Below are 14,179 nucleotides of genomic sequence, written 5' to 3'. Positions count from 1 at the left end.
CACAAAAAAAGGAACCGCAACGCCAGGGAGAGAAGCGCTGCGGTTCAAGAGGGAGCTGCTTAGCGCTGGGTGGCGGTGGCCGTGTTGCCGTTGCCCATCTGGGTGATGGTGGCGGCCTGGTTGGCGCCGCTCTGGTCGACGAACGCCATGTTGCCGGCGCCGCCCTGGGTCACGTAGGCGACGTTGGCGGTATCGGCCTGCTTGATGGTGGCGCTGTTGCCACTGCCGTACAGCTGGGTGGTGAAGCTCTGGTTGGCGTAGCCGGACTGGTCCAGGGTGATGGTGTTGCCGGTGCCGGTGGTGTCGCCGGTGGCATAGTTGTCGATGCCGCGCTGGTCAGCGATCAGGATGTTGTCGGTGCCGTTCTGCTCGAAGTACAGCTCGTTGTTGCTGTCGGCCTGCTTGGTTTCCATCGAGTTGTTGGTGCCTTTCTGGCCCAGGGTGGCCAGTTGCAAGGTACCGTTCTGGGTCAGGTTGACGCTGTTTTCCGTGCCTCTCTGGTTGATTACGGCGGTTTGGTCGCTGCCGAACTGCCCGCCAAGTTTCTCGCCTTTCCAGTTGCTGGCCATGACCTTGTTACCGGTACCTTGAGTGGTCACGGTCAGGCTCTGGTTGTCGCCGGTCTGGTAGGTGAAGTGCAGGTTGCTGGTGCCGGTCTGGGAGATGCTGGTGGTCGAGTTGGTGGTCTCGAACTGATCGGACCAGCTGGCGTTGGACTTGCCTTGTTGATACAGGCTGGCAGTGTTGTCCTGGCCCAGGCTCTGGTCGATGTAGCCTTCGTTGAGCTGGCCATTCTGGTTGACGGTGGCCTGGCTGCCGACTTGAGTGTCCTGCCAGACTTCCACCGAGTTGCCCGTGCCGTTCTGATCGATGCCTATGAGGCCGCCGGTGCCGTCGCGCTGGTCGCCGTAGGCCCAGTTCTGCTTGCCTTGCTGGTAGATCTCGATATTGCCGTCGTTGTGCGTCAGGTGTTCGGCAGCGGCATAGTTGTCCTGGCCGTCCTGGTTCACCAGGCTCTTGTTGTTGCTGCCCCCGAACAGCTGTTCGACGAAGGCTTCGTTGCGCTGGCCGCTCTGCTGGGTAGTGGCCTGGCTGCCCAGCTGGGTATCCTGCCACACGGTCGAGCGGTTCTCGGCGCCTTGTTGCATCTGCAGCGCCTGGTTGTTTTCACCCAACGACTGGCTGGCGAAGGCGTCGTTGTAGGTGCCTTCGGCTTGCTGGGTGATCTGGCTGCCATTTTCGACCAACTGCTCGGCGTAGCCGGCGTTGTACGAGCCATTGGCGGTCTGGTCGATGTAGCTGGTGCTGGTGTCCTGCACCGCCAGGTGGTTGTGGCCCTTGCCGGTCTGGTTCTGGGTGGCGGCGGCGAAGGGCGCGACGGTCTGGCTGACTTCGGCGATGTTCTGGTTGCCGGTCTGCGACTGGGTCGAGGTGCTGTCGTCCGCCATGACCTGGCCGGCCACGGCCAGGAGGATAGCGGCACTTAGGGGAGCGAGCTTGAACATGGTGGTGCCTCCAGGTCTATCGGTATTGAGTGATCTGAACATGCTGGCCATTGCCGGCCTGGGTCACGGAACTGTTCAGGCCCGAGCCGGCTTGCACAATGCTGGCGCTGTTGTCGTTGCCGATCTGCTCGATGCTGGCGTTGTTGCTGGTGCCGCTCTGGCGGATCGACGCGCTGTTGCCATTTCCCTGTTGGCTGATGCTGGCCATCAGGTCACTACCTTCTTGCAGGATGTACGCTTCCTGTGCGCCCCCGGCCTGGACGATGCGGCCCAGCAGGGCCTGGCCGTTCTGGTCGAGGGCGGCGCGGTTGCCCGAACCCAGTTGCTCGATCACCGCCACCTGGCCGGCACCTGCCGGTAACAGGCGGATGATCACCGGGTCACCGAGGTCGCTGCCGGCGGCAAGGTCGGCGTTGTCCATCAGGTCGTCGGCCTGAGCCTGGCCAGCCAGGGCCAGGCTCAGCAGCAGTGGGTGAAGGCGTTTCATGACGTTCTCCTGGCCTTAGCGCACAACGACGTTGATGGTGCGTGTGGTGCCTTGGCTGCTGGTTACGGTTGCCGTAGGCGCGGCAGTCGGGATCATCGTGGTGCTGTTGCCCACTGCCAGGCGCCAGCGTCCGGTTATCGGTACCGTGACGGTGCCGAGGGTCTGCTCACCCGTGGTGGTGGTCACGCGCACGGTAACGGTGTTGCCGGTGGTGACCGACGAGGTGCCGCTGATGTCCCAGTTGAAACGGTTATTGGAGCGCGCCGTGACCGTTGCCGCGGTGACCGCAAAGGTTTCTGCGGCCGGGCGTGGCGACACGTTGACGGTGACGGTGCCGGGGTTGGAAAGCGAACCGAGCGAGTCACGCACCTGGAAGGTGAAGGTGGTGCTGAACGCTGTGGTGACCGTCGCCGGTGGCGTGTAGGTCACCGTGCTGCCGTCGGTGCTGACCGTACCGCGGCCGGCAGCGGGTTGCGTGACGTTGTCGACCACCAGTGGTGCGTTGCCTTCCGGGTCGGCGGCGCCTGCCAGTACGTTGATGCTCAGGGGTACGCCCAGTGTCGCGACGGTCTGGGCAGCCACGGTTGGCGGCTGGTTCGGCGCAACGTTCACGGTCACGGTGGCCGGTGTGGACTTCAGGCCCTTGGCGTCCACCGCCTGATAGCTGAAGGTGGCGACCAGGGGTTGTGTGGCGCCGGCTGGCGGGGTGTAGGTGACCGACGTGGTGCCGTTGAGCACAACACCGCCAAGGCCGGTACCCGGTTGGGTCAGGTCGCTGATGGTCAGCGGTACGTCACCGTCCGGATCGCTGTCGTTCTGCAACAGGTTGAGGGTCAGCGGTACACCGACGCTGGTACTGCCGGAATCGGCCTGGGCCAGCGGCGCCTGGTTTTCGGCTTCGATCGGTGCGTTGCCGACCACGATCACCGGCTCCTCATCGCTGCCGCCATGGGCGGACTTGATGGTGACAGTGGCTGGCGGCTGGCTGAGGTCGTTGACGGTCAGGCTCTGCAGGGTGCCGGATTTGGACAGGCGGCCGTAGCCTTGGGCAACCAGGTCGGGGACTACCACCTCGTCGCTGGAGCGTGCTTCGATCACCAGGCGCTTGTTGGTCCAGTCGTAGCGGGCAGTGTCCACTTTCACCACATCTGTCAGCTTGCTCGACAGTGAAGTAGGGCGGGTGCCGCCGGTAGCCGTGCTGCCGGTGACCACCACTACCGGCGGCGGCGCGGTCTGGCTCAACTGCTGGGTGAAGAACAGCCCGTTGTTATCCGCAAGCAGGCTGAACTGGCAGGGCGAGGGTGGAGTCCCGACCAGGGCCAGGCCATTGCGCATGCATACATCAGCATCGTTCGGCGCTTTGGCGAAGACTTCGACCCGGGTGCCGGCGCCGTTGCGCGAGTAGGTGGCGCGCTCCAGGGTTACCGGCGTTTGCGCACGCTGGTCAAGCACCTTGCCCGACACCGTGAACACATTGGTCTGGATGGCCCCGGCTGGCCCTTCGATGCGCACGAAGTTGGTATTGAACGGGCTACCGGTCACCGCTTCGGTGAGGTTCGGGTCGCCGATGAAGGTTTCGCTGGCACCGGTATCCGGGTTGACTTCGGTATAGGGGCCACCGACCCCGCGCAGCCACGGCCCGAGGTTGCCGTTGAGCGCTCCGCTGAAGTTGCCCGGGGCGCCGATGCCGATGTCGCGGGTGATGTTGATCGCCCGCCGACCGGCTGCCGTCACGTTGACCGTCTCCACACCGTAAGGGTGGGTGATGACATAGGTGCCGGTCGTCGGTACCGAGGCGCGGATGCGGATGCGGGCAAAGCTTTGCTGGTCGCCGTCTACCGGGTTTTCCTCGGCGAAAGCGGCCTCCAGGCCTGCTACGTAGACTTCCAGCTCATAACCACTGTTGCCCACTTCGGGGATTTCGGTTTCTGCCAGGAACCAGAACATCTCTGGCGGCCAGTTGTCTGGGAACACCAACGGTAAGGCGTCGTCATAGACACCCGGCTCAGGCAGCAGGGTGCACATGTAAGCCGGTGCGCCCGGCGCACCAGGGAACCGGGTGCTGGTAGCGCGCGACTGGCACAGCTCCAGGGACAGGTTGTCGGTGTCCTTGTACCACATCGGGTATCCACCGGTGGCAAAGGTGTAGGGGCCCGGATCGACCTCCGACAGTGCGGCCCAGGCCGCGCTGGTCACAGTGAGGGAGAAACCGGCGGCCAACAGCGCACGGCGTTGCCAAGTGTTCATGCTGCCTCCTTGAAGGCGGAGCCTTTGTCTGTTCATGGCACCAGCACCACGTCTTCGCTGTCGCTACCGCCATTGGCACTGGTGACCTGCACCTTGGCCGGCGGGATGGGCGACAGGGAGGTGCTCAACGTTTTCACCGCACCGCTGCCAGCCAGGTCGCCGATCAGCGCGCCGTTGCCGGTGTGGGCGGTGAGGACCGGTGGGCTGGTCTCGTCACTGGTGCTTGCCACCAGGGTCAACTGGCCGCTGGCCAGGCTGAATTCAGCACGGGTGATGGTCACCAGGTCGGTCAACGGCAGGTTGACGGTGGCCAGGCTGCTGGTGGGGATCGCCACACTGTTGTCAGCGGTCAATGTCAACGAGGCCGGCAACAGCGGGTTGAGGACTGACTGGGCATACCAGGCGCCGGTACTGTTGGCTTCGGTCAGGCTCAGGTTTGGCGTCTGGCTGGTCAGGGTGACGGTGGCCGGAGGCGGCGGGGCCATCACGAAGACGTCCTGCTGGGCACGCAGGTCGCCGTCCTCGGTGTGCCGCGAATAGGTACTGCGCAGTGGCATCAACGGGGTTGGCCGGGCAACGTCGGAGAGCTTGCCGGAGATCGAGAACAGCTCGGTGCGCAGGTCGATGCCACCGGGGCCCTCGATACGCACGTAGTTGGTGTTGTACGGGCTGCCGGTGACAGGCTCTTCCAGGTTCGGGTCGCCGATGAAGCGCTCGCTGCCCTCGGTGTAGGGGCCGTTGACGCTGCGCAGGAACGGCCCCACGTCACCTTTGAGCGCGCCGCTGAAGTCACCGGCGCCGGCGATGCCGATATCGCGGGTCATGTTGATCGCCCGATCGCCGGCGGCGGGCACGTCGAACACGTCGACGCCGTAGGGGTGCGTGACGATGTAGGTGCCGGCGGTCGGCACATCGACGCGGATACGAACCCGGGCGAAGCTGACCTGATCGCCTTCGACGGGCTCCTCAGCGGCGAACGCCGCTTCGATGGCCGTGCCGTAACTCAGGTCGATGCCGCGGGCGGCATCGACGATGGCGGCGTCGGCGGTGAACCAGAAGGCTTCGTCAGGGAAGTTGCTGGGGAAAACGATGGGTTGTGTGTCGTCGAATACGCCAGGCGTGGGCAGCAGCGTGCACATGTATGCCGGCGCCCCTGGGGCGCCGCCAACACGTGAGCTGACGGTCTTGGTCAGGCACAGGTCGAGGGTTCGCCCATGCGTGTCCTGGTACCAGGCGGCGAAGTTGCCATTGGCGGGGTCATAGGGACCGGTGTCGACGGCATACAGCGCTGCCTGGGCCGGGAGCTGGAGCATGCTGGCGAAAATCGCCACGGCCAGCGGTGTGGGTATCGGTCGGTGCATGAGTCATTCCTCCTGCAAACGGGCCCATGGACTTGGGGCGTCTGGGAGGACATCGGCAACTGTCGTGCCAAGTGCGTGAGAGTGGGCTGCAGCGCCCGTAACACAAGGGGTCTAGTGCAGCGCGAGGCGCCTGGAGGTGCGAGGTGGGTTGGGTGCTGTTCCCCAGGGTTGGGGGCGATGGGGCTGCTTGGCCTGGAAGATTTGGGTTGAATGAGGCGTGTATGCAGTGTAGAGAGCAATCAGGTCGCTTGCGCATCGCCGGCTCAAGCGGCCTGACTTAGTCCTGCAGTAGATCTGGGCTATTGAAATTGCTCAAGCGTGGGTCACCTTCGGGGCATTCCAGGGCCTGGACCGGCGCCTGCAACAGGGCCTTCTGCAAGCTCCGCTCTCCAGCCGCCCAGGCCTGCTCCAGCAGCGGCAGCAGCCTGCGCGGCAGCACGCTGAACATCGGCTGCCAATACCCACCCTGACGCACCATGGCCGCACTGTCATTGGCCACTGCCAACTGCAGCAAATCCTCGATCAACCCTCGCTCAATCAGTGGTGCATCACAAGCCAGCACCACTACCCATTCATGCCTCGCCGCTGCCAGCCCGGCGATCACCCCGGCCATTGGCCCAGGGAAGTCTGCCACGGCGTCGCACACCAGTTGATCGGCAAACGGCCGATAAAGGTCCTGGTTGCGATTGCAGGAGATCACCACATCGTCACTCAGTGTCCGCACCACTTGCTGTACATGCGCCACAAGCGGTTCGTCTCGCCATCGCACCAGCCCTTTGTCACGACCGCCCATGCGCTGGCCGCGACCGCCGGCGAGGATCAGGATAGATAGGAGAGGCATCGGTACCGCTCGATAAGCTGTGTATAGCTTCTGCACCTCGGGATCATCCAGGCTTTCGTACCTGATGTTTTCCTTGTCCAGGCCATCAAGTCCTTTGATTGTGCCAAGGATTTCTGGCCACTGGCTTCTGTCTGAAACCTCTATCACGAAGGGTTTCAAGTAATGGTCGAGATGGCCTTTGGACGGTTGGTTGATCTCAGCGCTCAAGGCGGCCAGGTATTGCTCTTTGGTCGTTCGAGACCAATCAATGGCGAACCCGGCCCTGTGGCAAAGCTCCATGAACACCAGCAGGATGGCCCGACCATTACCATCCAGAAAAGGGTGGGCATCGGCGAGCAAGCCAAGCACTGCCCCGGGTTGCTGTCTGAACCGCTCGCTATCCTGACCGAGTCTCAAGGCGTGGGAGGCCCAATGCCTGATCTGATCAGGAGGGCAAAACGCTGTGTGGCGTGGGTCGGAGTCGGTTCCCTTGAATACCGCGAGCCTGGGCGCAACTTCGGCGCGGTCCCTGCCGGCCCACGGATAGAAGTCGCAGAACAGCAGTGCATGCAGTTCAAGCAGGGTTTCATAGGTAATGCGCGTGGGCGCAGCGAGCAGGGCAATGGCCTCCTCGAGGCTTGCCTCGAAGGCCAGATGCTCCATTTTCTTGATTTGTTCGGGGTCTTTGAACTTGAAAGCATTACGCAGGTAGCCTGCGGACTCATAGTCATCAAAGGGGTCGAAAATCATGCGCTGAGGTTACGTCCGCTGCCAGAACACGATTGTTCGCGCAGGTAACCGGCTTCCAACTGCAGAATCTGCTGCTTGGTCAAAATGCCTTGCTTCTTGAGGGACACGAGCATTCTTTCGATGGTATCGAGTGCAACGACATCACCAGAGAGCCGGGTAACCGTGCTAGCCAAGTCGCTGAAGCGATCCTTGTCGCCAGTCACGCCATGCTGCTTTGCGAGTTCCTGGATTTGGCTTCTGATACTGATATCGTGAGCTTGTTTCATTTCAGGTCCTCCACCGATGCAAGCGATGCAAGCAATATTAACATAGCGAATTTCAAGCGCATGGGTTGCTTCATTGCAGCGTGCCGTTTAACACCCACGGGTCTGCGAGCCGCGGATAGTGCAAGGTCTGGCCTGACATTGTTACCAGTCCTGCAGGCCAGACCTCGCGGGGTTTTATCACACGACTACATGTTTAGCGTCGACCGCGTTTTGCTTGTGACGGCGCTGCGCCAAACGCATCACCACTACAAAGAACACCGGCACGAACACCACCGCCAATGTGGCGCTGAGCATCCCGCCGATCACCCCGGTGCCAATCGCCTGCTGGCTCGCCGAACTGGCGCCGGTGGCGATGGCCAGTGGCACCACGCCGAGGATGAATGCCAGCGAGGTCATCACGATCGGCCGCAGGCGCAGGCGGGCGGCCTGCACGGCGGCGTCGACGGCATCCACGCCCTGGTCCACCAGGCTTTTGGCGAATTCGATGATGAGGATGGCGTTCTTCGCCGACAAGCCGATCAGGGTGATCAGGCCGACCTTGAAGAACACATCGTTGGGCATGCCGCGCAGGGTCACTGCCAGCACTGCGCCAAGCACGCCGAGCGGTACCACCAGCAGCACTGCAGTGGGGATCGACCAGCTTTCGTACAGCGCCGCCAGGCACAGGAACACTACCAGCAGAGACAGCGCCATCAACAGCGGTGCCTGGCTGCCGGACAGGCGTTCCTGCAGCGACAGGCCGGTCCATTCCAGGCCGGCCCCGGCCGGCAATTGCGCGACCAGACGCTCGACTTCGGCCATGGCCTCGCCCGAGCTATAGCCGGCCGCCGGCTCACCAGAAATCGACACGGCCGGGTAGCCGTTGTAGCGGGTCAGTTGCACCGGGCCACTGACCCATTTGGCCTGTACGAAGGCGCCTAATGGCACCATCTTGCCGCTGCTGTTGCGCACGTGGATCTTCAGCAGGTCCTCAACCTGGCTGCGCTGGTCGCCTTCGGCCTGCACCACCACCCGCTGCATGCGGCCCTGGTTGGGGAAGTCGTTGACGTAGTTGGAGCCCACGGCGGTGTCCAGCACCGCGCCAATGTCGGCGAACGATATGCCCAATGCATTGGCTTGGCGGCGGTCGATTTCCAGCTGTACCTGCGGGCTTTCGGCCAGCGAAGCTTCGCGCACGTTCACCAAGACCTTGCTTTTCCCGGCGCCGGCCAGCAGTTCGTCACGCGCCGCCATCAGCGCGGCATGGCCCATGCCACCGCGGTCCTGCAGGCGGAACTCGAAACCGGTGGACTCCCCCAGCCCGTCGATGGGCGGCGGCAGCACAGAGAACGCTACCGCATCGCGGATCCGGGAAAATGCGGCGCTGGCGCGGTCGGCAATTGACTGGGCGCTGTCGTCGGCGCCACGCTCGGACCAGTCCTTCAGGGTGGTGAAGGTCAGCGCCGCATTCTGCCCGCTGCCGGAGAAGCTGAAACCGAGGATCACCGTGGTGTTGCCCACCCCGGGCTCCTGGGCATTGTGCGCCTCGATCTGTGCGGCTACCTGCTCGGTACGCATGCGGCTGGCACCTGGTGGCAGCTGGATGTCGGTGATGGTGTAGCCCTGGTCTTCAGTGGGCAGGAACGCCGTGGGCAACTGGCTGAAGCCGTAGCCGAGCACCGCCAGCAGCACGCCATACACCAGCAGGTAGCGGCCGCTGCGCTTGAGAGCCTGCACCACCCAGCGCTCATAGCCGTTGCTCATGCGTTCGAAACTGCGGTTGAACCAGCCGAAGAAACCCTTGCGTTCGTGGTGTTCGCCCTTGGCCAGCGGCTTGAGCAGGGTGGCGCACAGGGCAGGGGTCAGGCTCAGGGCCAGAAACGCCGAGAACAGGATCGAAACCGCCATAGACAGCGAGAACTGCTGGTAGATCACCCCGACAGAGCCTTTCATGAAGGCCATGGGCAGGAACACCGCCACCAGCACCAGAGTGATACCGATGATGGCGCCGCTGATCTGGCCCATCGCCTTGCGCGTTGCTTCCTTCGGCGGCAAGCCTTCCTCGGCCATGATCCGCTCGACGTTCTCCACCACCACGATGGCATCGTCGACCAGGATGCCGATGGCCAGGACCATGCCGAACAGTGTCAGCACGTTGACCGAGAAGCCCAGCGCCAGCATCACGGCGAAGGTACCCATCAGCGCCACCGGCACCACCAGGGTCGGGATCAGCGTATAGCGCAGGTTCTGCAGGAACAGGAACATCACGGCGAACACCAGCAGCATGGCTTCGAACAGGGTGCTGATGACCTGCTGGATGGAGACCTTGACGAACGGTGATGTGTCATAGGGGATGTCGTACTTGACTCCCTCCGGGAAATAAACCGACAGCTCCTGCATCTTCGCCCGTACCAGGGTGGCGGTTTCCATGGCGTTGGCGCCCGGCGCCAGCTGCACGCTGAAGGCGCTGGCCGGCTTGCCGTTCAGGCGTGTGCCGTACTGGTATTCCTGGGCGCCGATCTCGACCCGCGCCACATCGCCGATGGTCACCGTCGAGCCGTCGGGGTTGGCCCGCAGCACAATGGCGGCAAATTCTTCCGGGGTGCTCAGCTGGCCCTTGACCACCACATTGGCGGTGATTTCCTGGGTGCTGCGGGCAGGCAGGTCGCCGATGCTGCCGGGCGCCACCTGGGCGTTCTTTGCGGCGATGGCGTTGGCAACATCGTTGGGCGTAAGGCTGATACCGATCAGCTTGCCCGGGTCGATCCAGATCCGCATGGCACGCTCGGAACCGTACAGCTGGGCTTTGCCGACGCCCTTGAGGCGGCGGATTTCGTTCATCACGTTGCGGGCAAGGATGTCCGACAGGGCGGTTTCATCGAGGCTGCCGTCTTCAGAGGTCAGGGTGCCGAGCAGCAGAAAACCGGTGGACACTTTTTCCACCTGCAGGCCCTGCTGGGTCACCGGGCGCGGCAAGCGCGACTCGACCACCTTGAGGCGGTTCTGCACGTCGACCTGGGCCAGGTCCGGGTGCGTCCCCGGCTCGAAGGTGGCGGTAATGGTGGCGCTGCCCAGGCTGCTCTGCGACTCGAAGTACAGCAGGTTGTCGGCGCCGTTGAGCTCCTGCTCGATCAGGCTGACCACGCTCTCGTCCATGGTGGCTGCGGACGCCCCCGGGTACACGGCATAGATTTCCACCTGCGGCGGGGCTACGTTGGGGTACTGGGCCACCGGCAGTTGCGGGATGGCCAGGGCGCCGGCCAGCAGGATGAACAGTGCGACCACCCAGGCGAATACCGGGCGGTCGATGAAGAATTGCGGCATGGGTCAGGCCCTCACTGGCCGTTGTGCTGGGCGATGGGTTGGCTGCCCTGGGCCGTGTCGACCTGGACCTGGTCACCGGCCTTGACGTGTTGCAGGCCCTCGATGACCACACGCTCGCCGGCGGCCAGGCCTTCACTGACGATCCAGCGGTCGCTTTGGGCGTTGCCCAGTACCACTTGGCGCTCGCTGATGCGTGCCTGCGCGTCGACCACCAGCACCTTCGGCACCCCGGCGCTGTCACGCAGGATGGCGCGCTGCGGCACGCTGATGCCTTTGGGCTGTACGGCCTGCTCCAGGCGCACGCGCACGTAGCTGCCGGGCAGCAGGTCCAGGTCAGGGTTGGGGAACTCGCTGCGCAGGGTGATCTGGTTGGTGCTTGGGTCCACGCTGATGTCCGAGAACAGCAGTTTGCCGGGCAACGGGTAGGCACTGCCGTCATCCTGGATCAACGTGGCGCTTGCCTCCCCATTGCCTGCCTGCTGCAACTCGCCAGCACGCAGCGCACGGCGCAGGGTATTGAGCTCGCGGGTCGACTGGGTGACGTCGGCGTGGATCGGGTCCAGCTGCTGGATGGTCGCCAGTGGCGTGGTCTCGTTCTGCCCCACCAGCGCGCCTTCCGTTACCAGGGCGCGGCCGATGCGCCCGGAGATCGGTGCGGTAACCGTGGCGTAGCCCAGGTTCAGGCGCGCCCGTTCGAGCGCTGCCTTGGCAGCGGCCACTTCGGCGTCGGCCTGAAGGAACGCCGCGCGGGCATTGTCGTACTCCTGGCGGCTGACGGCCTTGTCGTCGACCAGTTCGCGGTAGCGCTGCTCCTGCAAGCGGGCCTGGTACAGGTTGGCCTGGGCCTTGGCCAGTGTAGCGCGGGCGCTATCGTGGTCGGCCTTGAACGGTGCCGGGTCGATCAGGAACAGCACGTCGCCTTGCTTGACGTCGCTGCCTTCGCGGTAGACCCGCTTGAGCACCACGCCCGCCACCCGCGCGCGCACCTCTGCGGTACGCGGGGCGAGAAGGCGCCCGCTGAGTTCCGTGCTGATGGCCAGGGGCTGGAGCTGCAGGGTTTCTACCCGGACCTGGGGTACGGGGGGCTTGGCGTCCTGCTCTTCGGTGTCGTTGCACCCGGCAACGGACAGGGCCAGAAGCGCCACGAGCGCCACGGGGCGCAGGCGATGGATAAGGATGATAGGCATACGGATCTTCCGATGATGACCGGCCGTATGCTAAGGCAGGCAGGGCACGGGTGCCTGTTAATACCTGTAGGACGTGTGTGAAAAAGTGTGAAGAAAAATCCTGCACTGGTGGGGATTCTATATTCTTGCCGCTACATGCCTGTATTGGCCTCCCTCAGCTCGTACCAAGCCCTATGCCAAACATTCTTCTGGTAGAAGACGACAGCGCCCTGTCTGAATTGATTGCCAGCTATCTGCAACGCAACGACTTCCATGTGCGGGTGATCGCCCGGGGCGACCATGTGCTGGACGCGTTCCGGCAAGACAAACCCGACCTGGTCATCCTTGACCTGATGCTACCGGGTATCGACGGCCTGCAGGTGTGCCGCCTGCTGCGCCAGGAATCCCAAAGCCTGCCGATCCTGATGCTGACGGCCCGCGACGACAGCCACGACCAGGTACTGGGACTGGAGATGGGCGCCGACGACTACGTCACCAAGCCGTGTGAGCCGCGGGTGCTGCTGGCGCGGGTGCGAACCTTGCTGCGCCGCAGCAGCGTCCATGAGCCGCGGCTGGACAGTGAGCAGATCCTGATCGGTGGCTTGCGCATCGACCTGGCCGAGCGCCTGGTCTGTTGGCGCGGCGAAGAGGTGGAACTGTCCAGCGGTGAATACAACCTGCTGGTGGTGCTGGCGCGCAACGCCGGGGAAGTGCTGAGCCGTGACCGCATCCTTCAGCAACTGCGCGGTATCGAGTTCAACGGCACCGACCGCTCGGTGGATGTGGCCATTTCCAAGCTGCGGCGCAAATTCGATGACAGTGCCGGCGAAGCGCGCAAGATCAAGACCGTGTGGGGCAAGGGTTACCTGTTCAGCCGCGTCGAATGGGAGTGCTGAAGCGACATGCTGAAGATTCTGGTGCGCCTTTACCTGGTGATCATCGTCGCCTACGCCGGTGCGCTGCTGTTGATTCCTGACGCCATCGTCGGCCTGTTCCATGACCGCTTCGTGGCCTACAACCTGGACCAGGCCAAAGGCGTGCAGTCACTGATCGTGCGCCAGTTCCGCCAGGCCCCGCGCGAGCAATGGCCTGCGGTGGAACAGGAGCTGGCCGAGGCGTTCGCGCCGCTGCAGGTGACCCTGTTGCGTACCGATCAGGCCAGCTTGAGCGCGCCGGAGCAGGCGCGTCTGGCGCATGGCCTGTACGCAGTGCGCATCGGCGAGTGGGGCTATTACGAAACGGTGCTGGCGCCGCTGGAAGAGGGCTGGCTGGTGAGCCTGCACTCGCCACCGGACCCGCTGGACATCAACGTACTGTCCTGGGGCGTGACTGTGCTGATCGGCGCCGCCATGCTTGGCTGCCTGCTGTTGTGGGTGTGGCCGCACTGGCGCGACCTTGAGCGGCTCAAGGAAACGGCCAGGCGTCTGGGCCAGGGGCAGATGGCCGAGCGTACGCACATTTCCCCGCATTCGAACATCGGTGAACTGGCCGGTGTATTCGACACCATGGCCGGCGACCTGGAGCGCCACGTCAATCAGCAGCGTGAGCTGCTCAACGCCGTGTCCCATGAGTTGCGCACGCCGCTCACTCGCCTGGACTTCGGCCTGGTGCTGTTGTTCGACGAAGTGCCGCCCACCAGCCGCAAGCGCCTGCTGGAACTGGTCGGGCACGTGCGCGAGCTGGACGAACTGGTGCTCGAACTGCTGTCCTACAGCCGGCTGTACAACGCCGACCAGGCCCGTGAGCGGGTCGAGGTGTCGTTGCTTGAGCTGGTCGACAGTGTGCTCGGCGGCTTTGCCGAAGAGCTCGACAGCCGTGGCATTGAGTGGGAGGTACGCGCCGAAGGTTCTCTGCCGCGCTTCGTGCTTGACCCGCGCCTGACGGCCCGCGCGGTGCAGAACCTGGTGCGCAATGGCATGCGCTATTGCGATCAGAGCCTGCTGCTGCGTTTGCGTCTGGAAGAGAGCGGTGCTTGCCTGTTGACGGTAGAGGATGACGGTATCGGCATTCCGGTCGAAGAGCGTGAGCGCATCTTCCAGCCGTTCTACCGCTTGGACCGCAGCCGTGATCGCAATACCGGCGGGTTCGGCCTGGGGTTGGCGATCAGCCGGCGAGCCATCGAGGGGCAGGGTGGTACGCTGACGGTGGCGCAGTCAGCCCTGGGTGGTGCACAGTTCATGATTCGCTTGCCATCAGGTTAATCCATGGCACCGGCTTCGCCGATGATCGCCGGCAAGCCGGCTCTCACTGGGTTTGCGCTGAGCTTGAGAGCAG

The 14,179-nt window shown here is 63.8% G+C and carries 10 protein-coding genes and 1 pseudogene; 2 read left to right on the top strand and 9 right to left on the bottom strand.

The window, feature by feature from the left end:
• Positions 1-59 precede the first annotated feature (59 nt).
• From BLX42_RS01355 to BLX42_RS01320, 9 genes and pseudogenes are all read right to left on the bottom strand, one after another.
• Positions 60-1,505 (bottom strand): curlin, encoded by a 1,446-nt coding sequence (locus BLX42_RS01355; protein WP_161870983.1) that lies wholly within the window; start codon positions 1,503-1,505, stop codon positions 60-62.
• A gap of 16 nt (positions 1,506-1,521) precedes the next feature.
• The gene (locus BLX42_RS01350; protein WP_046785966.1) at positions 1,522-1,992 is read right to left on the bottom strand and encodes a curlin; all 471 of its coding nucleotides are present in this window, start codon (positions 1,990-1,992) and stop codon (positions 1,522-1,524) included.
• Positions 1,993-2,007: 15 nt separating this feature from the next.
• Positions 2,008-4,239 (bottom strand): Ig-like domain-containing protein, encoded by a 2,232-nt coding sequence (locus BLX42_RS01345; RefSeq protein WP_161870982.1) that lies wholly within the window; start codon positions 4,237-4,239, stop codon positions 2,008-2,010.
• Between the two features lie 32 nt (positions 4,240-4,271).
• Complete coding sequence (locus BLX42_RS01340; protein WP_161870981.1) at positions 4,272-5,600, bottom strand: hypothetical protein; 1,329 nt, start codon at positions 5,598-5,600, stop codon at positions 4,272-4,274.
• Positions 5,601-5,877: 277 nt separating this feature from the next.
• A complete protein-coding gene (gene mobA / locus BLX42_RS26650) occupies positions 5,878-6,441 on the bottom strand; it encodes a molybdenum cofactor guanylyltransferase MobA (RefSeq protein WP_177010689.1) in 564 nt (187 codons plus the stop codon).
• A 336-nt stretch (positions 6,442-6,777) separates the two neighbouring features.
• Positions 6,778-7,083, bottom strand: a pseudogene (locus BLX42_RS27060) (cell filamentation protein Fic); the annotation flags it as partial.
• An 83-nt stretch (positions 7,084-7,166) separates the two neighbouring features.
• Positions 7,167-7,436: a hypothetical protein gene (locus BLX42_RS01330; RefSeq protein ID WP_046785970.1), complete on the bottom strand. Its 270-nt coding sequence runs from the start codon at positions 7,434-7,436 to the stop codon at positions 7,167-7,169.
• 177 nt (positions 7,437-7,613) lie between these two features.
• Entirely contained in the window at positions 7,614-10,739 is a 3,126-nt protein-coding gene (locus tag BLX42_RS01325) for an efflux RND transporter permease subunit (RefSeq protein ID WP_161870979.1), read from the bottom strand.
• A gap of 11 nt (positions 10,740-10,750) precedes the next feature.
• Positions 10,751-11,926 (bottom strand): efflux RND transporter periplasmic adaptor subunit, encoded by a 1,176-nt coding sequence (locus tag BLX42_RS01320; protein WP_046785972.1) that lies wholly within the window; start codon positions 11,924-11,926, stop codon positions 10,751-10,753.
• 173 nt (positions 11,927-12,099) lie between these two features.
• Between BLX42_RS01320 and BLX42_RS01315 the strand changes: the two genes are divergently transcribed.
• Entirely contained in the window at positions 12,100-12,801 is a 702-nt protein-coding gene (locus BLX42_RS01315) for a response regulator transcription factor (RefSeq protein WP_039601547.1), read from the top strand.
• Positions 12,802-12,807: 6 nt separating this feature from the next.
• On the top strand, positions 12,808-14,106 hold the full coding sequence (locus BLX42_RS01310) for an ATP-binding protein (RefSeq protein ID WP_161870978.1): 1,299 nt from the start codon (positions 12,808-12,810) through the stop codon (positions 14,104-14,106).
• Positions 14,107-14,179: the final 73 nt, after the last annotated feature.

It is taken from the genome of Pseudomonas sp. SG-MS2 (assembly GCF_009933855.1).
Classification (GTDB): domain Bacteria; phylum Pseudomonadota; class Gammaproteobacteria; order Pseudomonadales; family Pseudomonadaceae; genus Aquipseudomonas; species Aquipseudomonas putida_E.
The sequence above is the reverse complement of the archived record's forward strand: the minus strand, read 5'-3'. Positions and strand labels throughout refer to the sequence as shown.